This window comes from Salinispora cortesiana, assembly GCF_000484695.1.
GTDB lineage: Bacteria > Actinomycetota > Actinomycetes > Mycobacteriales > Micromonosporaceae > Micromonospora > Micromonospora cortesiana.
Map to the genome: position 1 here is coordinate 1 of NZ_AXVR01000043.1, position 22,407 is coordinate 22,407.

General features: G+C 70.9%; 23 protein-coding genes, 3 tRNA genes and 1 pseudogene. 19 read left to right on the forward strand and 8 right to left on the reverse strand.

Going from position 1 to position 22,407, the window contains the following annotated elements; translation table 11 throughout:
- Positions 1–130: pseudogene (locus K228_RS30430) on the reverse strand (IS5 family transposase); the annotation flags it as partial.
- Positions 131–452: 322 nt separating this feature from the next.
- Between K228_RS30430 and K228_RS0117685 the strand changes: the two are divergent.
- From K228_RS0117685 to arfB, 5 genes are all read left to right on the forward strand, one after another.
- Positions 453–1,499, forward strand: coding sequence for an AAA family ATPase (locus K228_RS0117685; protein WP_025619638.1), 1,047 nt, complete (start codon positions 453–455; stop codon positions 1,497–1,499).
- 26 nt (positions 1,500–1,525) lie between these two features.
- Complete coding sequence (locus K228_RS0117690) at positions 1,526–2,512, forward strand: DUF58 domain-containing protein (RefSeq protein WP_025619639.1); 987 nt, start codon at positions 1,526–1,528, stop codon at positions 2,510–2,512.
- A complete protein-coding gene (locus tag K228_RS0117695; protein ID WP_025619640.1) occupies positions 2,509–3,468 on the forward strand; it encodes a VWA domain-containing protein in 960 nt (319 codons plus the stop codon). Before K228_RS0117690 ends, K228_RS0117695 begins: the two co-directional genes overlap by 4 nt.
- Before the next feature lie 52 nt (positions 3,469–3,520).
- A complete protein-coding gene (locus K228_RS0117700) occupies positions 3,521–4,384 on the forward strand; it encodes a S1C family serine protease (RefSeq protein ID WP_025619641.1) in 864 nt (287 codons plus the stop codon).
- Positions 4,385–4,476: 92 nt separating this feature from the next.
- Positions 4,477–4,902, forward strand: coding sequence for an alternative ribosome rescue aminoacyl-tRNA hydrolase ArfB (arfB, locus tag K228_RS0117705; RefSeq protein ID WP_018220777.1), 426 nt, complete (start codon positions 4,477–4,479; stop codon positions 4,900–4,902).
- Positions 4,903–4,911: 9 nt separating this feature from the next.
- On the opposite strand, the gene K228_RS0117710 is transcribed toward arfB, so the two are convergent.
- The gene (locus tag K228_RS0117710) at positions 4,912–5,793 is read right to left on the reverse strand and encodes a hypothetical protein (protein ID WP_025619643.1); all 882 of its coding nucleotides are present in this window, start codon (positions 5,791–5,793) and stop codon (positions 4,912–4,914) included.
- A 181-nt stretch (positions 5,794–5,974) separates the two neighbouring features.
- Here K228_RS0117710 and K228_RS0117715 point away from each other — a divergent pair, with 181 nt between their 5' ends.
- The 5 genes from K228_RS0117715 (at position 5,975) to trpS (ending at position 9,766) form a co-directional block, all read left to right on the forward strand.
- Positions 5,975–6,577 carry a TetR/AcrR family transcriptional regulator gene (locus K228_RS0117715; RefSeq protein ID WP_025619644.1) on the forward strand — a complete coding sequence of 201 codons (603 nt, stop codon included), beginning with the start codon at positions 5,975–5,977 and terminating at the stop codon, positions 6,575–6,577.
- 2 nt (positions 6,578–6,579) lie between these two features.
- Positions 6,580–7,746, forward strand: coding sequence for an FAD-dependent monooxygenase (locus tag K228_RS0117720; RefSeq protein WP_025619645.1), 1,167 nt, complete (start codon positions 6,580–6,582; stop codon positions 7,744–7,746).
- A 119-nt stretch (positions 7,747–7,865) separates the two neighbouring features.
- The gene (locus K228_RS0117725; protein WP_025619646.1) at positions 7,866–8,342 is read left to right on the forward strand and encodes a hypothetical protein; all 477 of its coding nucleotides are present in this window, start codon (positions 7,866–7,868) and stop codon (positions 8,340–8,342) included.
- A gap of 78 nt (positions 8,343–8,420) precedes the next feature.
- On the forward strand, positions 8,421–8,657 hold the full coding sequence (locus tag K228_RS0117730) for a hypothetical protein (RefSeq protein ID WP_025619647.1): 237 nt from the start codon (positions 8,421–8,423) through the stop codon (positions 8,655–8,657).
- A 50-nt stretch (positions 8,658–8,707) separates the two neighbouring features.
- On the forward strand, positions 8,708–9,766 hold the full coding sequence (trpS, locus tag K228_RS0117735; RefSeq protein ID WP_025619648.1) for a tryptophan--tRNA ligase: 1,059 nt from the start codon (positions 8,708–8,710) through the stop codon (positions 9,764–9,766).
- 4 nt (positions 9,767–9,770) lie between these two features.
- Here trpS and K228_RS0117740 read toward each other — a convergent pair whose 3' ends face one another.
- On the reverse strand, positions 9,771–11,090 hold the full coding sequence (locus K228_RS0117740) for a hypothetical protein (RefSeq protein WP_025619649.1): 1,320 nt from the start codon (positions 11,088–11,090) through the stop codon (positions 9,771–9,773).
- 164 nt (positions 11,091–11,254) lie between these two features.
- Here K228_RS0117740 and K228_RS0117745 point away from each other — a divergent pair, with 164 nt between their 5' ends.
- From K228_RS0117745 to K228_RS0117760, 4 genes are all read left to right on the forward strand, one after another.
- Complete coding sequence (locus K228_RS0117745; RefSeq protein WP_080671627.1) at positions 11,255–12,058, forward strand: fumarylacetoacetate hydrolase family protein; 804 nt, start codon at positions 11,255–11,257, stop codon at positions 12,056–12,058.
- A gap of 102 nt (positions 12,059–12,160) precedes the next feature.
- Positions 12,161–12,232, forward strand: a tRNA-Gln gene (locus K228_RS0117750).
- Between the two features lie 101 nt (positions 12,233–12,333).
- Positions 12,334–12,406, forward strand: a tRNA-Glu gene (locus tag K228_RS0117755).
- Positions 12,407–12,651: 245 nt separating this feature from the next.
- Positions 12,652–12,724, forward strand: a tRNA-Glu gene (locus K228_RS0117760).
- A gap of 70 nt (positions 12,725–12,794) precedes the next feature.
- Here K228_RS0117760 and K228_RS0117765 read toward each other — a convergent pair.
- Positions 12,795–13,481, reverse strand: a complete 687-nt coding sequence (locus K228_RS0117765) for an IclR family transcriptional regulator (protein ID WP_025619651.1) — start codon at positions 13,479–13,481, stop codon at positions 12,795–12,797.
- A gap of 49 nt (positions 13,482–13,530) precedes the next feature.
- Here K228_RS0117765 and leuC point away from each other — a divergent pair, with 49 nt between their 5' ends.
- The 3 genes from leuC (at position 13,531) to K228_RS27400 (ending at position 16,405) form a co-directional block, all read left to right on the forward strand.
- On the forward strand, positions 13,531–14,976 hold the full coding sequence (gene leuC, locus K228_RS0117770) for a 3-isopropylmalate dehydratase large subunit (protein WP_025619652.1): 1,446 nt from the start codon (positions 13,531–13,533) through the stop codon (positions 14,974–14,976).
- Between the two features lie 15 nt (positions 14,977–14,991).
- Entirely contained in the window at positions 14,992–15,579 is a 588-nt protein-coding gene (gene leuD, locus K228_RS0117775) for a 3-isopropylmalate dehydratase small subunit (RefSeq protein ID WP_025619653.1), read from the forward strand.
- 172 nt (positions 15,580–15,751) lie between these two features.
- Complete coding sequence (locus K228_RS27400) at positions 15,752–16,405, forward strand: HU family DNA-binding protein (protein ID WP_025619654.1); 654 nt, start codon at positions 15,752–15,754, stop codon at positions 16,403–16,405.
- Positions 16,406–16,454: 49 nt separating this feature from the next.
- Here K228_RS27400 and K228_RS0117785 read toward each other — a convergent pair whose 3' ends face one another.
- Genes K228_RS0117785 through cofC form a run of 4 tightly spaced genes read right to left on the reverse strand, consistent with a single transcriptional unit; the run spans position 16,455 to position 20,550 of the window.
- Positions 16,455–17,324 carry a bifunctional NUDIX hydrolase/histidine phosphatase family protein gene (locus K228_RS0117785; RefSeq protein WP_029723714.1) on the reverse strand — a complete coding sequence of 290 codons (870 nt, stop codon included), beginning with the start codon at positions 17,322–17,324 and terminating at the stop codon, positions 16,455–16,457.
- Between the two features lie 4 nt (positions 17,325–17,328).
- Positions 17,329–19,653 carry an RNA degradosome polyphosphate kinase gene (locus K228_RS0117790; RefSeq protein WP_025619656.1) on the reverse strand — a complete coding sequence of 775 codons (2,325 nt, stop codon included), beginning with the start codon at positions 19,651–19,653 and terminating at the stop codon, positions 17,329–17,331.
- Between the two features lie 53 nt (positions 19,654–19,706).
- The gene (locus K228_RS28910; protein ID WP_018740399.1) at positions 19,707–19,904 is read right to left on the reverse strand and encodes a hypothetical protein; all 198 of its coding nucleotides are present in this window, start codon (positions 19,902–19,904) and stop codon (positions 19,707–19,709) included.
- Between the two features lie 10 nt (positions 19,905–19,914).
- Positions 19,915–20,550 carry a 2-phospho-L-lactate guanylyltransferase gene (cofC, locus tag K228_RS0117800; protein ID WP_025619657.1) on the reverse strand — a complete coding sequence of 212 codons (636 nt, stop codon included), beginning with the start codon at positions 20,548–20,550 and terminating at the stop codon, positions 19,915–19,917.
- A gap of 136 nt (positions 20,551–20,686) precedes the next feature.
- On the opposite strand from cofC, the gene K228_RS0117805 reads away from it, so the two are divergent.
- Together K228_RS0117805 and K228_RS0117810 are read left to right on the forward strand one after the other, a co-directional pair.
- The gene (locus tag K228_RS0117805; protein ID WP_025619658.1) at positions 20,687–21,412 is read left to right on the forward strand and encodes a lysophospholipid acyltransferase family protein; all 726 of its coding nucleotides are present in this window, start codon (positions 20,687–20,689) and stop codon (positions 21,410–21,412) included.
- Entirely contained in the window at positions 21,409–22,407 is a 999-nt protein-coding gene (locus K228_RS0117810; protein WP_025619659.1) for an NAD(P)H-dependent glycerol-3-phosphate dehydrogenase, read from the forward strand. Before K228_RS0117805 ends, K228_RS0117810 begins: the two co-directional genes overlap by 4 nt.

Sequence of the window (22,407 nt, forward strand, 5' to 3'; positions counted from 1 at the left end):
GGTCGTGGGTGGGGGTACGTCCGCTGACGCCGGCGTCGGTGCGGGCTTGCCGCCAGGCGGTGAGGCGGGGTGCGATGAGGGCCCAGCGGGCGTCGGACAGGTCGGACGGGTAGGGGCGCCGTTCGGTCATGAAGCAGGCGTACGGTGTTGGGGCCTCGACCTGGCGGACGTCATGTCCGTCAGTGCGGGATGAAAGTGAACCAGACACGATCCCGGGGTGATATGCGCTGAAACCGGGTAGGCCTATGTCCACCGATATGTTTTCTTTCTAGGTCGGGTCGGGTATTTCGCGCTACCGAGGTCGAGGCGCGAATCGGCCATTACCGGCCCGAAGATGAAGCAAACGTCCAGTAACGAGTTGTTTGTTCGATACTGAGTGGAATAATGGATAGTGGGCTACTCAGTGCGGTAAGTCCGACGTTTGCCGACGGTCGGTGCGGGAAGCAAGCACCGTGACGGACATCTCGGACACCTTGGCCCCCGAGCCCAGCCCGGTCGATCCCGACGCAGCCGGCACCGAGTTACGACAGACTCTCGCCGAGGTCCGGCGCGTGATCGTTGGGCAGGACCGGCTGGTGGAGCGCCTGCTCACCGCACTTATCGCCGACGGGCACTGCCTCCTGGAAGGGGTGCCCGGCGTCGCGAAGACGCTCGCCGCGCAGACCCTCGCCACCGTTGTCGGCGGCAGCTTCTCCCGCATCCAGTTCACCCCGGACCTGGTTCCCTCCGACATCGTCGGCACCCGCGTCTATCGGGCCTCCCGGGAGACCTTCGATGTCGAGCTGGGTCCGGTCATGGCCAACCTGCTCCTCGCCGACGAGATCAATCGGGCTCCGGCGAAGGTGCAGTCCGCGCTGCTGGAGGCGATGGCCGAACGTCAGGTCTCGATCGGCGGGCGGAGCTGGGAGGTCCCGGCGCCGTTTCTGGTGCTGGCCACCCAGAACCCGATCGAGTCTGAGGGGGTCTACCAGCTGCCGGAGGCGCAGCGGGACCGGTTCCTGATGAAGGTGGTGGTGGACTACCCGAGCGACGCCGACGAACTCGCGATCCTCTACCGGATGAGCAGCGACCGGCCGACGCCCGAGCAGGTGCTCGACCCGCAACGGCTGCTCGACCTCCAGGCCCGGGCGAGCCGGGTCTTCGTGCACCACGCGCTGGCTGAGTACGTGGTCCGGCTGATCCTGGCCACCCGAGACCCGGGCCGGTTCGGCCTGCCCGACGTCGCCCCGCTGCTCGCCTACGGGGCGAGCCCGCGCGCCACCCTTGGCCTGGTCGCCGCCGCCCGAGCCCAGGCCCTGCTGCGCGGCCGGGAGTACGTGCTGCCCGAGGATGTCCGCGAGTTGGCGGCCGACGTGCTCGCCCACCGGCTGGTCCTCTCCTTCGACGCGGTCGCCGACGGGGTGTCGGCCGAGTCGGTCGTCCGGCGGCTGGTCAACGCGGTACCGCCGCCTCGGGTCGCCGGGGTAACCGAACCCGCGCCCAACCTGGCGGCGGCGTGAGGTGGCGCGGCCGGCCCGCCGGGCCGGTGCCGCCGGACCCCGGCCTGGCCGACCTGGCCGGGGATCGGCGGCTACGCCGGCTCGAGCTGGCCGTGACCCGGCGGCTCGACGGTCTGCTGCACGGCCGATACCAAGGGCTGCTCCCCGGGCCGGGCAGCGAACCGGCTGGCAGTCGGGAGTACCGGCCCGGTGAGGACGAGGTCCGCCGGATGGACTGGGCGGTGACCGCCCGGACCACCGTTCCGCACGTGCGTCAGCTCGACGCCGACCGGGAACTCACCACCTGGCTCCTGGTCGACGCCAGCGTCAGCATGGAGTACGGCACGGCCGAGCTGGACAAGCGGGAACTCGCGGTAGCCGCCGTCGCGGCGGTGGGCTTCCTCACCGCCGGAGTGGGCAACCGGCTCGGCGCGTCGGTGCTCACCCCGACCGGGCTCCGCCGACACGCCCTCGGCAGCGGCCGTACCCATCTGTTCGGGCTGCTCCGAATGTTGCTGGCCGCCCCCCGACACGGCGGCTACGACCAGGACACCGCACCGCTCGCGCCCCCCGATCTGGCCACCGCGCTGGACGGCGTACGCCGGGTGGCCACCCGCCGTGGGCTCGTGGTGGTGATCTCGGACTTCCTGGATGGCCTGCCCGAATCGCCCGGCCGACCCGCCCCCTGGGAACAGCACCTGCGGCGGCTCGCCGTTGCGCACCAGGTGCTCGCCGTGGAGGTAACCGACCCGCGGGAGTGGGAGCTACCCGACGTTGGCCTGGTCACCCTGGTTGACCCGGAGAGCGGCCGGCGGCGGGAGGTCTGGACCGGCGACCCCCGGCTGCGCCAGCGGTACGCCGCGGCGGCCACCGCCCAGCGGGATCAGGTACGCCAGGCGCTACGCCGTGGCGGTGCGGCGCACCTGCCGCTGCGGACCGACCGGGACTGGGTCGCCGACATCGTGCGGCACGTGCACCAACAACGCCGGCTGGCGACCGCTCCGGTCCCGGCCGGGAGGGGAGGTGGCGGGTGATCTGGCTCTCGCCGGCCCGGCTGTGGCTGCTGCTCGCCGTGCTCGGACTGGCCGCCGGCTACGCCCTGCTACAGCGCCGCCGGAGCCAGTACGCGGTGCGGTTCACGAACCTGCGGCTGCTGGACCGGGTGGCCCCACAGCGACCGGCCTGGCGCCGGCACGTCCCCGCCGGACTCTTCCTGGCGATGCTCGCGTTGCTGGTGGTCGGCTTCGCTCGGCCCACCGCCGAGGTGCGGGTCCCCCGGGAACGGGCGACCGTGATGGTGGCGGTGGATGTCTCCACCTCGATGCTCGCCGGGGACGTGGAGCCGGACCGGCTCACCGCCGCCAAGGAGTCGGCCCGTCGCTTCGTGGATGGTCTCCCCGACGAGTTCAACGTGGGCCTGGTCGCCTTCGCCGGCAGCGCCGCTGTCCTGGTGCCGCCCGACACCGACCGGGAGGCGCTGGACGAGGGGATCGATCGGTTGGTCGAGGGGGCGACCGGGGTGCAGGGCACCGCGATCGGAGAGGCGATCAACACCTCGCTCGGAGCGGTGAAGGCACTGGACGGCGAGGCGGCGACGGACCCGCCGCCGGCCCGGGTCGTGCTGCTCTCCGACGGGGCCAACACCTCCGGCATGGACCCGATGGAGGCGGCGGCCGACGCGGTGGAGATGGAGGTCCCCGTCCACACCATCGCCTTCGGCACCGCCTCCGGCTACGTGGACCGGGGTGGTCGGCCGATCCAGGTGCCGGTGGACGGGCAAACCCTCGACGCCGTCGCCCGCGAGACCGGCGGACAGTTCCACGAGGCGGTCAGCGTCGAGGAGCTGCGGGCGGTGTACGACGACATCGGCAGCTCGGTGGGGTACCGCACCAAGCGGCAGGACGTCTCGGCCCGATTCATCGGCCTCAGCCTGGTCTTCGCGCTGGGCGCGGCGGCCGGCTCAATGCGTTGGTTCTCCCGCCTGCCCTGAGCCCGCCGGGTGGCTGGGGCGCAGGTGGCCGATCGACACGAGGAGCGTACGTATGGCAGTGCAGAGCGGGCTGGGCGAACCGCGTGGCCCCTGGTTCATCTCGCCCGAGCTGGGCCCGGACGGGCGGCCCCGGCCAGACGAGTCCGGATCGGCCCGGGCGGGCGGGGCGCGCCGTTGGCACCACCGGCTGCTGGTCGGGTTGGCGCTGGTGGCCATCTCCAGCGTCTCCGGCGCCGCGGCCGGTGGTCTGGTGGCGAGCCAGGACGGGGCGCCCGGGGCAGCCTCCGCCTCGGCCGCGCCGGTGCCGGCGGAGCTGGTGACCGCCGCCGAGCAGACCGTCCCGGGGGTGGTCTCGGTGCTGGCCGCCGGCGCCGATGGCGCCTCCGCGACCGGCTCCGGCTTCGCGGTCGACGACCAGCAGCACATCATCACCAACGACCACATCCTGGCGAAGGGGGGAAGTGGTTCGGTGACGGTGGAGTTGCCCGACGGGCGACGGTTCGACGCCGAGGTGGCGGGCCGGGAGCCCCGCAGTGACCTCGCGGTGTTGCGGGTGCCGTCGTCCGCGGGGCTGGCGGCACTGCCGCTGGCCAAGCCGGGGACGACCCGGGTCGGTGAGCCGGTGCTGGCGGTGGGCTCGCCCCTCGGCCTCGCCGGCACGGTGACCGCCGGCATCGTGAGCGCCGTGGACCGGCAGGTGCGCCTCGGTGACAACCGGCACACGGCGGTGCAGACGGATGCCTCGATCAACCCGGGGAACTCCGGCGGACCACTGGTGAACGCCCGGGGTGAGGTAGTCGGGGTGAACACGGCGATCGCCACGATCGACGGCAACGGCTCGATCGGGATCGGCTTCGCCATCCCCATCGAGCAGGTTCAGCAGACCGCCGACACGATCATCGGTAAGGGTGGCTGAGGTCTGCGGGGCCGGCCCCGGAGCGACTCCGCCTGCCCCGGTTCACCTGCCTGCCCGGTGCGCCCCGGGGCCCAGGCGTTAGCCTCGGGAGCGTGGACAGTGGGCTGCGGGTGCACGATCGGTGGGTGGTGCCCGAGGCCGAGCTGCGGGAACGCTTCTCCCGGTCGTCCGGGCCCGGTGGTCAGGGGGTCAACACGACCGACTCCCGGGTGGAGCTGAGCTTCGATCTGGCTGCCTCACCGGGCCTCCCGGAGCCGCTGCGCGCCCGGGCCCTCGACCGCCTCGCCGGGCGACTCGTCAACGGCGTCCTCACCGTGACCGCCAGCGAGCACCGCGCCCAACTCGCCAACCGGGAGGCCGCCCGGGAGCGGATGGCGGCGCTGCTCCGCGCGGCGATCGCACCGCCGCCGAAGCGTCGTCGCCCGACCCGGCCCTCCCGCGCCGCCAAGGAGCGTCGACTGGCCGAGAAGAAGCGGCGGTCCCAGCGCAAGCGGGACCGCCGCGTTGACGGCGACTGACCGGATCACCTACGTGTCGCACCTGTCTATCGCCTCGAGCAGTTGGGCGCGCAGCTGGGCGGCTCGTCCGGCGAAACCGCGCTGGGCGGCCGCGTACTCCACCCGCCCCGCTGGGGTCTCGACCGCAACCGGGGGGTAGCCCAGCGCGGCCAGGTCGTACGGCGAGGCGCGCATGTCGAGGGCGCGGATCTGTCCGGCCAACTCGAAGCACTCCGCCACCAGCTCGGACGGAACCAGCGGGGAGAGTTTGTACGCCCACTTGTAGAGATCCATGTTGGCGTGCAGGCAGCCGGGCTGCTCCAGATCGTGCTGGCTGTCCCGGGTTGGCTGGAGGAGGTTCAGCGGCCGGGCCGGCGTGGTGAAGAAGCGGTACGCGTCGAAGTGGCTGCACCGCACTCCCCGCTCCTCGACGACCGTGGCGACCTGCGCCGGGCTCAACCGCAGCGGCCAGGCGTTGTGCCGGACCTCCTCCTGGGTCTGCCGGTAGACCATCGCCCACTCGTGCATGCCGAAGCAGCCGAACTGTGCCGGTCGGCCCGCCGTGGCGCTCAACAGGGTCCGGATCCAGGTGATCGATTCGGCCCGCCGGGCGCGTACCGCCGAGGTGTCGAGGGTGGCGCCGGCGGCGCTGGCGCGGTAGTCCGGCCCGAAGTCGGCCGGGTCCGCGGCGCGCAGCACCGCCCCCGCGCCGGGGTGCCAGCGGCGGAGCCGGGCCGGCCGGTACGAGTAGTAGGTGAAGAGGAAGTCCTGCACTGGATGCTTCTCGCCCCGGCGGCGGCGGGCCAGGTGTGGGGCCAGCCACGCGTCGATCCGCTCCTGGTGGGCTCGGCGCCGGGCCTGCCAGGTCGCCGGTTCGAGCACGGTGCCGAGTGCGGGGAGGGCGGCTGTCACCTGCCCAGGGTACGGCCGTCCCCGCTCTTGGGGCCGAGTGTGTCTACCCGCGGTCCGGCCACGCCGCACTCTGCCGCTACCGGGCCAGGTTTGTCCGCACAGCCGGTTGAGGGTTGCTGCCCCAGCGCGCCACGAGTAGTATTTGGTCGAGCGTCCAAGGCGATCGCCCAAGGAGGCCATCGTGGGTGAGACCAACATCGAACGGGGCCGAAACGCGCGAGCGCGCCTGTTGGCGGCCGCCCGGGAGCTGATCGGCGAGCTCGGTTGGAATGCGGTCAGCACCCGGACGCTGGCCGAGCGGGCTGGCGTCCGTTCCGGGCTGGTGCACTACCACTTCGACTCGCTGCAGGCGCTGCTGCGTCATGCCGCCCTGGCTGAGGTCCAACGGATGCTCGACGGCACCAGCGCGCTCCTTGCCGGGGCCGCGAGCCCGAGCGACGGCATCGAGCGGATGTTGCTCGACCTCGACCAGTACAACGGTTCTGACTCGGCGTCGCTGCTCTTCGTCGAGACCTACCTCGCCGCCACCCGCGACCACGAACTGCGCCAGGGGATGAGTGCACTGGTCGCCGACTTCCGTAGCTCGCTGACCGAAGCGCTCACCCGCTCCGGACACCCCAGACCGCAAGCCGCCGCGAGCATGGTATTGGCGCTCTTCGACGGCTTCGTCCTGCACAGGGGCCTCGACCAGGGCCTGTCCGCGGAGCACATCGCCCCGCTACTGCGCCGAATCACCAACACCGAAGAGAGTCGCATCACCAACACCGAAGAGGACGGAGAATAGCGATGAAAGCCTTCATCTGCGGCGCCGGCATCGCCGGGCTGGCCCTCGCCCACCGCCTGCACCACCACGGTTGGGAGGTCCAGGTCGTCGACCACGCTCCAGGGCCGCGCGAACAGGGGTACATGATCGATTTCTTTGGCCCGGGGTACGAGGCGCTGACAGCGATGGGTCTACGGCCGAACCTTCGGCGGTTCGCCAGTTCGGTCGACTCCTTCCGCTACATCGACTCCCGCGGCCGGACGACTGTCAGCGTTGACTACACGTTCTTCGCCCGGGCCCTCGACGGCGAATTCGCCAGCATCATGCGGCCTGCCATCGAACGCATGCTCCACGAATCGCTCAACGACCAGGTCGACATCCGCTACGGCGTCACGATCGACCGGATCAGCGGTAACCGGGCAGAGCTTTCCGACGGCACTGCTGTCGAGGCGGACGTGATCGTGGGCGCCGACGGCATCCACTCCCACGTCCGCTCGCTCGTCTTCGGCCCCGAGCGCAACTACCTCCGCTACCTCGGCATGCATACGGCGGCGTACGTCTTCGAGGATCCCGTGGTGTTCGAGCAGGTTCGGGGTCAGTTCGTGCTCACCGAGACCCTCAACCGTCAGCTGGGCCTCTACGGGCTCGCCGATGGCCGGGTCGCGGTGTTCGCCCTGCACCGAATGGATGACGCCCGCCTACCCGAGGACCCACGCGAGGCGTTGTATCAGACCTACACCGGCATGGGTGACCTGGTGGAGCGGGCCGTGGCCAACTGCCCACCGCCGGAGGCGGTCTACTACGACCAGGTCGCCCAGATCGACGCTTCGCGCTGGACCGATGGGCGGGTCGCGCTGGTCGGTGACGCCGCGCACGCGGTGTCCCTGATCGCCGGGCAGGGCGCCTCACTGGGAATCGCCGGCGCCTACCTGCTGACCGAGCGGCTGCATGCCACCGGGTCGGTCCAGGAGGGACTGGCCGACTACGAGCGCCGCTGGAGGCCGATCATCCGCACCACGCAGCAGGCGGCCCGAGATCGGGTCACCGAGTGGTTCCTGCCGACGTCGTCGGCCAAGCTCCTGGCCCGGCGCTGGGGATTCAGGGCGATGCGCGTGCCGGGCCTCGATCGACTTTTGGTCGGCACGCTGTTCCCGAAGAGCCACCGGAACATTGCCGAACTCGCGAGGTAGGAACCGCGAGTTCCCGAAGTGAGGCGGAAATCGGTCCTCCGGGTGTCAACCTTCTATGCTCGGTCGGTGGCGAGAAATGAGGGGGGCGCGAAATGGTAACGCCAGCAGACTACGTGGAAATGGTTCGGCAACGGCTGGTGGCCGACGGATGCGCGGTGACCGATGAGCGCCTTGGTGCTGACTCCGTGATGGTTGGTTACCGGGCTCATTTTCGGGCGTTGACCAGGATTCACTTTTTCACGGTCGTCACGAGGATGGATCAGGTTGTCGAGGAAGATCTACGATCCTTTGTCAACAATGTGGTAGGGCTGGGGCTGGAACGAAAAGGCCGATGGCTCGGCGTGCAGACGGGCATCATCGTGCTGCCGGTGCTCGTGACCGAGGCGGCGGACCCCGCCGCGACGGCGCTGACCCAGAAGGCGTACCGGCTAAAGCGGTCCGGCTTCGCGGTCATGACCCAGCCCACCATCGTGGACGTCAAGGCGGGCAAGGTCTGGACTTTCCGGGGTACCCGGGTCTGGGGTTTCGTCTACAACTCGTTGATCAAGAAAAAGTACGAGGCGTACCTGCCGGAGCCGTCGGCCGCGGCCGACTGATCCGTGGCCCCTGTGGGTCGATGAAAATCATCCGCACAGAGATCGATGTTGACCACCGAGAACGGCTACGGTGGTTCCATGGCACATCTCCGCACGCCGACGTCAAGACCCGATGCGGGTCGGGACGCGGCGGAGGCGCGCCGATCGCGGTCTGGGAGGTCGGACGCGGCCTTCTTCCGGACCGATCTCGGGGACCGGCAGGATCAGATCCTCGCTCTGCTGCGTGCCCGCGGGCTGCGGTTCCGGGACGGCTCGCGGTGGCGGGAGGCGACGAAGACCCAGGTCCATCGCATCGGCGAGGCGACCGTCGCCTGATTGGCGCCTGCGCCTCCTCGATCCGTCACTCCCGCGAAAGGCCCATCGTCATGACCGCTGCGCGGATGCTCACCGGAGACCGCCCCACCGGAAAGCTGCACCTCGGCCACTACGTCGGCAGCATCGCCAACCGAGTGCAGCTGCACCGGCGCTACGAGAGCTTCTTCATCATCGCCGACCTGCACATGCTGACCACCAAGAACACCCGGGACGACGTCGCGCGGGCCACCCAGAACGCCCGGGACATGGTCCTCGACTCCCTCGCCGCCGGAATCGACCCCGACCTCGCCACCTTCTACCTCCAGTCGGCGATCCAGGAGGTCGGAGATCTCAACACCCTCTTCCAGAACCTGGTCACCGTGCCGCGGCTGGAACGAGTGCCCTCCCTCAAGGAGATGTCCCGCGACGCCGGGAAGGACGAGATGCCGTACGGCCTGCTCGGCTACCCGGTGCTGCAGGCCGCCGACATCCTCTGCGTCAAGGCCAACGTGGTGCCCGTCGGCAAGGACAACGCCGCGCACGTCGAGGTCACCAGGGAGATCGCCCGCCGCTTCAACCATCTCTACGGCGAGGTCTTCCCCGTCCCCGACCTGGTCAGCGCCGAGACACCCACCCTGGTCGGCACCGACGGCCAGGCCAAGATGAGCAAGAGTCGAGGTAACGCCATCGCCCTCTCCGACGAGCCGGCCGAGGTTCGCCGCAAGGTCATGGGCATGTACACCGACCCGAACCGGGTACGCGCGGATGTGCCGGGCACGGTCGAGGGGAACCCGGTTTTCCAGTACCACGACGTCTTCAATCCGAACCGGGCGGAGGTCGATGACCTCAAGGGTCGGTATCGCGGAGGCAAGGTCGGCGATGTCGAGGTCAAGGAGCGGCTGGCGACCGCCTTGAACGCCTTCCTCGACCCCATGCGCGAGCGGCGCGCCCGCTACGAGGCGGACCGGGGTCGAGTCGACGAACTGATCGTGGAAGGCACGGAACGCACCCGGCGGGCGGTGCAGCAGACCGTCTTCGAGGCGCGGAAGGCGATGGGCCTCACCGGCGTCTACACCCAGCTGCGCCGCAAGGCCGAACGGTCCCGAAAATCCGCGGCCACGATCGGGTAGCGGGTCACGGCACGTCCACCCGTACCCCGGCGGAGAACACCCCACTGCGTAGCTCGAGTTGGGTCGGCGGCTGCTGGCCGTGCACGGTGAAGACCAGCGGGAGGACCATTCGGCTGCCGCCGGCCAGCGGCTTGGCGAACACGTCCCGGCCCTGGTTCGCCCGGCGGGTCGCCTGCTCGTCGGTACTGACGAAGTTGCCGTCGGCGAGGTACGCCCGCTGCAGTGGACCGTGCCAGCTCTGCTGTTCCGGGGTGCGGTTGTGGACCCCGACGGTCGCGGCACAGGTGTGTGCCGCCGAGGTCGGCTGGCAGCTGATCCGGTAGACGGTGAACTCGAACGCCGCCTCCCGGAGCGGCTCCCCGATCGCCCCGGCGGCTCCGGTGCCGACCCAGGCGCCGCTGGTGGGGTGGGAGTCGGTGTCGACGGCAGCGGCCTTCCGGGTGGCCGTCCAGGTCGCTGTGCCCACGGTGCCGGCCAGTACCACCGCGGCGACCGGGACGAGCAGCCAGGTCGAGGGCCGGCGGCGGCGCGCCGGCGTGGTCGGTGCCGCCGGTCGTGGATAGATGGTCCCGCGACCCCCCTGCGGGGGTGGTGGGAGCTGCGTCGGGCGTCGCCGCCGCTGCCAGGTCCACCAGCCGCCGACGGCGAGCGCGGCGAATCCACCGAGGCCGGTGAGGAGGGCCGCCGGCCGCTGCCACACCGGTGGTTCCGGCTCGGCCGCCGCTGGCGCCGGTGCCGACTGCCAGGTCGCGGTCGCGCAGTCGTACGGGCGCTCGCCGCCGACGGCGAAGGCGCAGGCGGGCGCGGTCAGGGGCGCACCCGGTGGCGCGGAGAGCTCGGTGCTGAGCGTGGTGGTACTCCGGGCGGGCAGCCGCAGGTTCCAGGTGACCTCTGTTCCGGCCGTGCCGCCGTGGTGGCTGGGTCGGCCGCCGTCGGTGATCGAGGTCGCCGAGGTGCCCGGCGGGAGTTCCTGACGGACGGTGGTGGCGATCGGCCGGTTCCCGTCGTTGCGGACCTGGATCCGGTATCTCGGCGCGGCGGTGTTCTCCGGCGCGACCTGTACGGTGACCGGCGGCTTCGGTGGTGGGACCGCCGCCCGGGTCGGGCGTGGCAGCGCCGGCGGCGCGGATGGTCGGCCCGGCTCTGCAGAGGCCTCGGCGGACGGCTGGCCGGCGGGTGCCGTGGCTGCCGCGGGCGGGGCCGGCGGTCGGGCGGCCGGCGGCTGTGCGGCGGCCGGTCCGGGTAGCGCCGGTACGGCGGCGAGTATGCCGAGGCAGTGGACGAGCACTGCGAGGGCTCTGTGGTGTCGTGTCGATGCAGGCATGCGAACGAACCTCCGGAGCCGACGTTAGGGCGGTGTCACGCCGGGCGGTAGGAAGTGGCGAAGCCGGCCCCCGCCGGGTGGTGATGGCGTAGGCTGCGCGGCGCGCCACGCGGCATCCGACCTGCGGCTGCGCCCGCACGGCAGGCCGGGGATAGATTGGCCCGGTGCGTATCGCTCGTTTCGCTCATACCAAGGGAATGTCGTTCGGAGTCGTCGAGGGGGAGCCGGAGGCGGGTCCGCAGGGGCTGACCGTCGCTGAGGTCGAGGGGCATCCGTTCGGACGGATCACCTTCTCCGGCGCGCGCTGGGCCCTCTCCGACGTCCGGCTGCTCTCGCCGATCCTGCCGAGCAAGGTTGTCTGCGTCGGCCGTAACTACGCCGAGCACGCGGCGGAGCACGGTGCCGAGGTGCCTCAGGAACCGTTGCTCTTTCTCAAGCCGTCCACCTCGGTGATCGGGCCGCGGGACGCGATCCGGCTGCCGGCGCTGTCGAAGCAGGTCGAGCATGAGGCCGAGTTGGCCGTGGTGATCGGGGCGCCCGGTGCCCGGCGGGCCGACCGGGCCGCCGCTGCCCGCGCGGTCTTCGGCTACACCTGCGCCAACGATGTCACGGCGCGGGACCTGCAACGGGCGGACGGGCAGTGGACCCGGGCCAAGGGCTTCGACTCGTTCTGCCCGATCGGTCCCTGGATCACCACCGGCCTGGACGTCACCGACCTGGAGATCCGGTGTGAGGTGGGTCGCGATCCGGAGGAGATGGAGGTCCGCCAGCTGGGCCGGACCCGGGACATGGTCTTCGACGTGCCGGCCCTGGTGTCGTACGTCTCACATGTGATGACGCTGCTTCCCGGCGATGTGATCCTGACCGGCACGCCGGCCGGGGTTAGTCCGCTCGTGGATGGGGATACGGTCACCGTGCGGATCGAGGGGGTCGGTCAGCTGACCAACCCGGTGCTGCCGGCCAGCTGATCCGGTGCGAGGTTTTCGCAGCTCAAGGGCGTTCTGTCGGGGGCGATTTGGCCCTGCGGCGGGAGGAGGGTAATGTTTGTGCCCGGCGCTGCGAGGCGCCGATGGGGTATGGGGTAATTGGCAGCCCGACTGATTCTGGTTCAGTTAGTCTAGGTTCGAGTCCTGGTACCCCAGCGCTGTCTCGGCTCGGTTGAGTCGTGACCGCTGGTTTTCAGCGGAGGTTCTGCCTCCGGTGGAAATGCTTCCCACCCATTGGGTGGGGAGCAGCAGGTTCTGGCCCCGTCGTCTAGCGGCCCAGGACGCCGCCCTCTCAAGGCGGTAGCGCCGGTTCGAATCCGGTCGGGGCTACAGAAGCGGTGTGAGCCCGTCCCGTTGCCGGGGCGGGCTTTTCCGTTTCCCGGACCGGGATCACCGTTCACCCCCCCCCCAGGGCCGGGTTTGCCCCGGCCGGGGTGTGCCCGCCGTGGGTGCGCCCCTCGCCCGGGGTGGCTGCCCCCAGCACGGGTCGTCCTGCCCCCGGCGTGGGTCGTCCGGCCGGTGCCGGTAGACTATCTCCGTACCGCTCAGCCGGGCGGTCGTTTGGGAAATTTCCTGGCCCCGTCGTCTAGCGGCCCAGGACGCCGCCCTCTCAAGGCGGTAGCGCCGGTTCGAATCCGGTCGGGGCTACTCATCCGCAACCGGCCCGTCTCGCCACGGCGAGACGGGCCGGTTGGTTTTGGGCCACCAGGGCGGTGGGCTACAGGCCGGAGAGCCGCTGACCGGCTCGGACGACCGCCATCGCGTGGCGCTCGCCGGGACGGCGGCCGAGCCGTTCGATGGGACCGCTGACACTGACGGCGGCGATGACTCGTCCGGTGCGATCCCGAATCGGCGCGGAGACGCTCGCCACCCCCGCCTCCCGTTCCGCCACGCTCTGTGCCCAGCCGCGGCGCCGGACCTCGGCGAGCGCCCGACCGGTGAACTTCGAGCGGGGCAGGAGCGGCATGATCGCCTCCGGCGGCTCCCAGGCCAGCAGGATCTGCGCCGCGGAGCCGGCGGTCATGGGTAGCACCGAGCCGACCGGCACGGTGTCCCGCAGGCCGCTGGCCCGCTCGGCGGCGGCGACGCAGACCCGCTCGTCGGCCCGACGTAGGTAGAGCTGTGCGCTCTCTCCGGTGGCGTCCCGGAGCGCGCAGAGCAGGGGCTCGGCCGCGGTCAGCAGCACGTCGGGCGCGGCGTTGGCCAGCTCCCCCAGGCGGGGGCCGGGGCGCCACCGTCCCTGGGTGTCGCGTACCAGCATTCGGTGGATCTCCAATGCCTGTGCCAACCGGTGTGCTGTTGCCCGGGGCAGCTTCGTGCGTTCAACGAGTTCGGCCAGGCTGGCGCCGTCCACGCAGGCGGCCAGGATGACCACCGCCTTGTCGAGAACGCCGACACCGCTCATACTGTGTCCCACAAACCGAAACCTACCTCCCAGAATTTAGGATGTCCAGATGGTGGGAGTCACTCCTGAGCCGAGGACCCTGGCCGAGAAGGTCTGGGCCTCGCACGTCGTCCGATCCGCCGCGGGCGAGCCCGACCTGCTCTTCATCGACCTGCACCTGCTCCACGAGGTGACCAGCCCGCAAGCCTTCGACGGGCTGCGCCTCGCTGGCCGCCGGGTGCGCCGCACCGATCTGACGATCGCGACCGAGGACCACAACACCCCCACCGGGTACGCGGACCCGTCGTATCAGTCCCGCCGCGGTGACCTGTTGACGATCGCCGATCCCACCTCTCGGACGCAGATCGAGACGCTGCGTCGCAACTGCGCCGAGTTCGGCGTACGGCTGCATCCGCTGGGCGACCGGAACCAGGGAATCGTCCACGTCATCGGCCCGCAGTTGGGCCTGACCCAACCGGGGATGACGATCGTCTGCGGTGACTCGCACACCGCCACGCACGGGGCCTTCGGCGCGCTGGCCTTCGGAATCGGCACCAGTGAGGTCGAGCACGTACTCGCCACCCAGACGCTGCCGCAGGCCCGACCGAAGACGATGGCGGTGAACGTCGTCGGTGAGCTCGCGCCGGGCGTTACCGCGAAGGACCTGGTGCTCGCGCTGATCGCCCAGGTCGGTACGGGTGGTGGCCGCGGGTATGTCGTGGAGTACCGGGGTGAGGCGATCCGGAAGCTGTCCATGGAGGGGCGGATGACCGTCGCCAACATGTCCATCGAGTGGGGCGCCAAGGCCGGGTTGATCGCCCCGGACGAGACGACCTTCGACTACCTCAGGGGACGGCCGAACGCGCCCTCGGGCGCCGACTGGGAGGCGGCGGTCGCGCACTGGCGGACGCTACCCACCGATGCGGGCGCGACGTTCGACTCCGAGGTGACCCTGCACGCCAGCCAGATCACGCCGTTCGTGACCTGGGGCACCAACCCAGGGCAGGGCGCACCACTGGACGCGCGGGTGCCGAACCCGGAGGAGTTTGTCACCGAGCCGGAGCGGGCGGCCGCCCGTCGGGCCCTGGAGTACATGGACCTCGCCGTGGGCACTCCGCTGCGGGACCTCACCGTTGACGTGGTCTTCGTCGGCTCCTGCACCAACGGCCGGATTGAGGACCTGCGGGTGGCCGCTGACGTGCTGCGCGGGCGCCGGGTGGCCCCGGGCGTACGGATGCTCGTCGTGCCGGGCTCCGCCGCGGTGCGGGAGAGCGCCGAGGCGGAGGGGCTGGACAAGGTCTTCACCGAGGCGGGTGCTGAGTGGCGCTTCGCGGGCTGCTCGATGTGTCTGGGGATGAACCCGGACACGCTCCGGCCGGGCCAGCGTGCCGCCTCGACCTCGAACCGTAACTTCGAGGGCCGCCAGGGCCGGGGTGGACGTACCCACCTGGTCTCCCCGCCGGTCGCCGCCGCCACCGCGGTGGCGGGCCGGCTGGCGGCTCCCGCCGATCTGTAGCAGGGGATACCACTGATGGAGAAGTTCACCATCCACACCGGCACTGCCGTACCACTGCGATTTTCTAATGTGGACACAGATCAGATTATCCCAGCCGTGCATCTGAAGCGGGTAACGCGAACAGGTTTCGCGGATGCCTTGTTCAGTGCTTGGCGGGAGGATCGGGCGTTTGTCCTCAATAATGAATCATATTCTGGTGCCTCGATTCTCGTTGCTGGCCCCGAGTTCGGCACCGGCTCCTCCCGAGAGCATGCCGTCTGGGCCTTGCGGGACTGGGGGTTCCGGGCCGTGCTGGCCCCGCGCTTCGGGGACATCTTCCGGGGTAACGCGCTCAAGGGAGGGCTGCTGCCGGTTGAGTTGGAATTGGAAGTGGTCGAAGAGATCTGGGGTCGCGTCGAGGCCGATCCCAGCACGCCGATCACCGTCGACCTCGCCGCCCGCCGGGTCCGGGTAGCGGATGCGACCTGGGCGTTCCCGCTGGACGAGTTCAGCCGCTGGCGGCTGATGGAGGGCTTGGACGACATTGGACTCACCCTTCGGCACGAACCCCTGATCGGTGCCTTCGAGGCATCTCGGCGGCCGTTCCTACCGACCATCACATAGCCGCCGCCCCGCCCCGCGAGGGAAAGTCGCCCCCACCGGCGTCGCTGGTGGGGGCGAATCTGTTGCGACACAAGGGCCTTTTTCTGTCGAATGTTTGTGTAGCGCCAGCGCAGGGCATAACGTGCGCGCAGAATGGCTCGCGTCGAGTCAGTTGCACAATCGGGAGGAAGTCGTGAACAAGGCCGAGCTTATCGAGACGCTCGCCGTTCGCCTGGGGGACCGGAAGACAGCGACGGCCGCGCTCGACGCGGTCCTCACTGAGGTCCAGGCGGCGGTTACCAAGGGTGAGAAGGTATCGATCACCGGCTTCGGAGCGTTCGAGAAGCGTGTCCGGGGAGCCCGAACAGCGCGCAATCCACGGACCGGCGAGGCGGTGAAGGTCAAGAAGACCTCCGTCCCGACGTTCCGCCCGGGTACCGGGTTCAAGGAGATGGTGGCCAGCGGCAAGGTGCCGAAGGCCACGGCGGCGAAGAAGACCACCGCCGCCAAGGCGGCCGGGGCCAGGACCACTGGTGCCGCGGCCAAGAAGACCACCGCGGCCAAGACCACCGCGGCCAAGAAGACGACCGCCGCGAAGGCCACCGCGGCGAAGAAGGCCACCGTGGCGAAGAAGACCACCGCGGCGAAGAAGACGACCGCGAGCAAGGCGGCTCCGGCGAAGAAGACCACCGCGGCGAAGAAGACCACCGCGGCCAAGACCGCTCCGGCGAAGAAGGCCACCGCGACGAAGGCCACGGCGGCGCGGAAGTCCGCGACGAAGAAGGCGGCACCGGCCACGAAGTCCACCGCGCGGAAGGCGCCGGCGAAGCGGGCGACCAAGCGCTGAGCCGGCACCGTCGGGGGCGTCCACCAGCACGGTGGGCGCCCCCGACGCGTTACAGGGGGTCGGGGGTGAGGAGAGCCGCGCCAGAGAAGGCGAGCAGCCAACCACCCCCGTGCGCGGTGGTGAAGTCCGCGCAGCGGCCAGAGAGGCGCCCCAGCGCCCCCGAAACTGTCGAGCCCTGGCTACACACCACGGCCGACGTACCGGCCGTGCCGAAGGCGGCCAGGCGGGCGGCAGCGGCCAACGCGCACTCGTCCGGGCTCTGGCCCGCCCGTGGCCCGTCCAGATCCCCGGTTACCGCAATGGGCAGGTCGAGAAGGTCCGCCACCGGGCTGAGGGTCTGGACGCAGCGCCGGGCCGACGCGGCGAGCAGGCGTACCGGCGCAACCACGGCCACCAGCGGCGCCAGCTGTCGTGCCTGGGCCCAACCGGCAACGGAGAGCGGCCGGCCGCTCTGGGACCCGGCCCAGCTGCTCCGTCCACCCGTGTCCGCATGCCGCACCAGCATGACCGTCGCGGTCACCGGTGGCAGGGCCGCGAACGCGCGCACCACCGCCGTGTCGTGTGGGTAACTGGCCAGCCGCACCGCCTTGTCCACCGCGAGCCAGCGCACCTCGTCAACCTCGGTGTCGGGTTGAAAGCCACCGGTCGCGACCGCCCGCATCGACCAGTAGCCGACCACCTTCGGCCGGTCCTGGCTGCGGTAGCGCACGCTCGGCAGCCGGGCCTGCGGCACCGCTCTCACGTCGGTCTCCTCGGCGACCTCCCGCAGGGCGGCGCGCAGCGGGTGCTCGCCCGGCTCGAGCTTTCCCTTCGGCAGCGACCAGTCGCCGTAGCGGGGGCGGTGCACCAGGCAGACCTCGATACCGCTCCGGCCCGGCCGCCAGAGGACCCCGCCGGCCGCTCGGATCCCGCTCGCCATCTGGTCAGCGTACGGCCGTGCCGCCAACCCGGCGAAGTAGCAACTCCTGCAGGTGCGCCCGGGGGGCGTCCCCGGTGCCGGAGCGCCGGTGCCAGTTGCCCTCCGCGTCCAGCTCGAACGCCTCCACGTCGGGGCTGAACGCGGCGGTCAGCACGTGATCCAGCTCGGCTCGAGCCACCGGGTCAGTGACCCGTACCAGCGCCTCGACCCGCCGGTCCAGGTTGCGGTGCATCAGATCGGCCGAGCCCATCCAGAACTCGGCGTCGCCGTCGTTGCCGAACCGGAAGATCCGTGAATGCTCCAGGAACCGGCCGAGGACCGACCGGACCCGGATGTTCTCTGACAGGCCCGGGACCCCGGGACGGAGCGTGCACATGCCCCGAATCAGCAGGTCCACGTGGACGCCGGCCTGGGAGGCCCGGTAGAGCGCGTCGGTGATCTCCTCGTCAACCAGCGAGTTCACCTTGAACTGGACCAGCCCCGACAGGCCGAGCCGGACATTCGAGATCTCTCGCTCGATCCGCTCGATCAGGCCGCTGCGGATTCCCTGCGGCGCCACGAGCAGCTGCCGGTACGCCGTCTGCCGGCTGTAACCGGTCAGCACGTTGAACAGGTCGGTCAGGTCGGCGCCGATCTCCGGATCGGCGGTGAGTAGGCCGAAGTCCTCGTAGAGCCGGGCGGTCTTGGGATGGTAGTTGCCGGTGCCGATATGGCAGTAGCGGCGGATCTGGTTGCCTTCCTGTCGGACCACCAACGCCGTCTTGCAGTGCGTCTTGAGCCCCACCAGGCCGTAGACGACGTGGCACCCGGCGCGTTCGAGCGTCCGCGCCCAGCCGATGTTGGCGATCTCGTCGAACCGGGCCTTCAACTCGACCAGCACCACCACCTGTTTGCCGGCCTCCGCCGCGTCTACCAGGGCGTCCACGATGGGGGAGTCCCCGCTGGTGCGGTAGAGGGTCTGCTTGATGGCCAGCACGTTCGGGTCCGCGGCGGCCTGCTCGATGAAGCGCTGCACACTGGTGGCGAAGGAGCGGTACGGGTGGTGCACCAGCACGTCTCCATCGCGCAGGGTGGCGAAGACGCTGCGCGGCACCTCGCCCTCGGCGAGCCGCGGGTGGGTGGCCGGCACGAACGGCGGATCCTTCAGGTCCGGCCGATCCGCCTCGCCGTAGAGCTGCCACAGCGCCGATAGGTCGAGTAGGCCGTTGACCCGCTGGACATCCTGGGCGTCCATGTCCAGTTCGCGGACGAGGAGCTCCAGCATGTGCTCGGAGATCGAGGCGGCAACCTCCAGGCGTACCGACGGGCCGAATCTACGCCGGGCGAGTTCCCGTTCGAGGGCCTGCAACAGGTCTTCGTCCCGGTCCTCGTCAACCTCCACTTCGGCGTTGCGGGTCACCCGGAAAAGATGGCACTCCACCACCTGCATCCCGGAGAAGAGCTGGCCCAGGTGCACCGAGATCAGATCCTCCACCGGCAGCACCTGGACGCCGGGCTGGTCGCGGTGGACGCGGACGAACCGGGGCACGTTGTTGGGCACCTTGACCCGGGCGAACAGCTCCGATCCGCCGTCTGGGGCGCAGACGGAGACCGCCAGGTTGAGGGAGCGTCCGGAGATGTACGGGAACGGGTGCGCCGGGTCGACCGCGAGGGGGGTGAGTACGGGGAAGATGTGCTCACCGAAGTAGGTGCGCAACCGGGTGTGTTCGGCGTCGGTCAGGTCACCCCAGCGGAGGATGCGCAAACCCGTGGCGGCCAGCTTCGGCAGGAGGTCGTCAACGAAGCAGGCGGCCTGTCGGGAAACCAGGGTGGCGGTCTTCTCCGCGATCAGCTCGAGCTGGGTGCGCAGCGGCATCCGGTCACCACCGCGGACCGGCAGCCCTGCGGAGAGCCGTCGCTTCAGCCCGGCGACCCGCACCATGTAGAACTCGTCGAGGTTGCTGGCGAAGATGGCCAGAAACTTCGCCCGTTCCAGCAGCGGGGTGCGCGGGTCCTCGGCGAGCGCGAGGACCCGCGCGTTGAAGTCCAGCCAGGAGAGCTCCCGGTTGAGGAACCGGTCGTCTGGCAGCGGTTGCGCGGCGGGCGGTTCGGCGGGCGGCGCCGACTGGTCTGGCGCCGGCTGGTCCGGCACCGGGTCGAGTACCTCCTCCAGACCGGCTGCGGTGTCGACCGGGTCGGCGCTGCTCGGCTCGGGCGGGGAGTCGGTGGTGTCGGTGCCCCGGGCGGACAGGAAGCGGCCGTTGGCCCCGCGGGCGCGGGAGCCGTTGTGGGATGGGACCGCCGGTTGGCCGGCGACGGAGTCAGCGGGGTGCTCGCCAGGGGTGCTCACCCGCCCATCTTGACCTGAGCCCGGTTAACGCCAAATGAACTTGGCCGGGTTGCTCAGCTCATCGTCGGCAACGTCACGCGAATCACCGTTCCCGCCCCGTCGGTCTCCACCCGCAGCCGTTGGCCGAGGCGGAGCAGCCGCAGGCCGGAGGCGTCGAAGGCCGGCGCCGGAAACGCCAGTTCGGTGCCGTCGTCGAGGAGGAGTACGCCGCTGCGGGTCGTCGCGTCGTAGGTGGCCACCGTGCCCTGCATGACCGGCACGCTACACCGGCCGGCTGGCGGTGGGGGTGGCCGTGCCGCACAGCGACGCGGTGCGCGCCCCCAGCCCGAGCCGGGTGGCCGCGGCCAGATCGGCGGCGGTGTCGACATCCCGACGCAGGCTCGGCCAGTCACCGAGCAGGGGGAGCGCGCCACTGGCCGCGTGGGCGGCCGCAGAGCTGCCACCGAAGCGTGGATCCAGGGGTACGCCGGGCGGCGTGGCCAGCAGCACGGTGCCGGTGCCGGGGGCGTCGGGCACGTACCGGCGGGTCGTGGGAGCGGACCGCGCCGCCGACAGGGCGGCCGCCAGCTCGACCGGGCGTAGCGCGGGAAGGTCCGCGGTGAGGCCCGCGACCCAGCCGGCCCCGGCAGCCGCCGCGCCGTATCGGAAGGCGGCGTTGAGCCCGGCGGCGGGGCGGTCCGGCACCACTCGGGCGCCGATCGCCGCCGTCACCGCCGGGTCGTCCGTCACCACCAGCACCTCGGCAACCACCGGACAGGCCTGTACCGCCTCGACCGTGTCGACCGCCAACGCCAGCGCCAACGCCGCGTGGGGGCGGCCTGGCAGCGCGCCGCGGAGCCGGCTCTTCGCCGCGTCCAGCCGCTTCACCGGCACCACTACGGTCCACACCTGGGTCACCCCGCCATCCTGCCAGCCCGGTGCCGGTACCCTCACTGGCCGGACCCGGGGGGAGCAGGCATGATTTCACCTCGCGGGCGTTGAACCGGGTGGGGCGTACCGGCGGGCCGGACGGTGGCGGTAGAAGGAGGCACGGGTGGCGCGGCGCAGGATCGGGTTCTGGCCACGGTTCGCCGTGGTGCTGGTCAAGTCCGTGATGACGATCTGGACGCGTCGGAGTTGGCGCGGCATGGAACACCTCCGTCGCTCCGGCGGGATGATCATCGTGCCGAACCACATCTCGCACGCCGATCCGCTGGTCGCCGCGCACTTCGTATACGACTCCGGGCGTTGGCCGCGGTTTCTCGGCAAGGCCAGCCTGTTCCGAATTCCGCTGGTCGGCCGGATCCTGCGCCGCTGCTGGCAGATCCCGGTCGAGCGCGGCACCGCGGCTGCGGTCCAGTCGTTGGACCTCCTGGTCGAGGTGGTGAACGGCGGCGGTGCGGTGGTGATCTACCCGGAGGGGACCACGACCCGGGAACCCGAGCTGTGGCCGATGAAGGCCAAGACCGGCGCGGCGCGGCTCGCCCTGGCCACCGGTGCCCCGGTGGTTCCGGTGGCGATGTGGGGGCCCGAGCGGATGTTCGATCCCCGGACCGCCCGGCTGAACCCGCGTCCCCGAATTCCGGTGACCGTCGTCGCCGGGCCCCCGGTCGACCTGGACCAGTGGGCCGGCGTCCCTCCGACGAAGGCGGTGCTTGAGGAGATGACCGAGGTCATCATGCTGCGTCTGCGCGATCTGCTGGCCGAGGTCCGGCAGGCCGCGCCGCCGGAGCTCTGGGAACGCCCCCGCCGCACCGAGCGCCCGGGAGCAGCGGCATGAGCGGGCACGTGGCGGTGTTGGGGGCCGGGTCCTGGGGAACGGCCTTCGCCAAGATCCTCGGTGATGCGGGCCGGGAGGTCACCCTCTGGGCCCGGCGACAGTCGGTCGTGGCGGCGCTGCGGGCCGAGCGGACCAACCCGGAGTACCTGCCGGGTCTGGTCCTGCCGGAGCGGGTAGCGGCCACCGGTGACGCCGGGGAGGCGATCACGGGTGCCGAGTTGGTGGTGCTGGCGGTCCCGTCGCAGACACTGCGCGGCAATCTCGCCGAGTGGCTCCCGTACCTGCACCGCGACGCCACGTTGGTCTCCCTGATGAAGGGGATCGAACTCGGCACCACCAAGCGGATGAGCGAGGTGGTCATGGAGACCGCCCGCGTCCCCGCCGACCGGGTGGTCGTGGTCTCCGGGCCGAACCTGGCCCCCGAGATCGCTGCCGAGCAGCCCGCCGCCACCGTGGTCGCCTGCCCCGACGTTGACCGGGCCACCCTCGTGCAGCGGTCGATCACCACCCCGTACTTTCGCCCGTACACCAACGACGACGTGATCGGCTGCGAGCTGGGAGGTGCAGTCAAGAACGTCATCGCCCTCGCGTACGGCATCGCCACCGCGATGGGCTTCGGCCACAACACCCGGGCGATGCTGGTCACCCGCGGGCTGGCTGAGACCGCCCGGCTCGGGGTAGCGCTCGGCGCCGACCCGCTCACCTTCGCCGGCCTCGCCGGCATGGGCGATCTGGTGGCGTCCTGCTCCTCCCCGTCGGCTCGCAACCGCACCTTCGGCGAGCACCTCGGCCGGGGGGCAACCCTGGAGGAGGCCCGGATCGCTACCCGGCAGACCGCCGAGGGGGTCAAGAGCGCGCTGGCCATCCGGGATCTGGCCCGGGCACACGAGATCGAGATGCCGATCACCGAGCAGGTCGAGGTGGTCTGCCACGAGGGTGGGGACCCGCGACGTGCGGTCGCGGCGCTGATGAGTCGTACGACGAAGCCGGAGTGA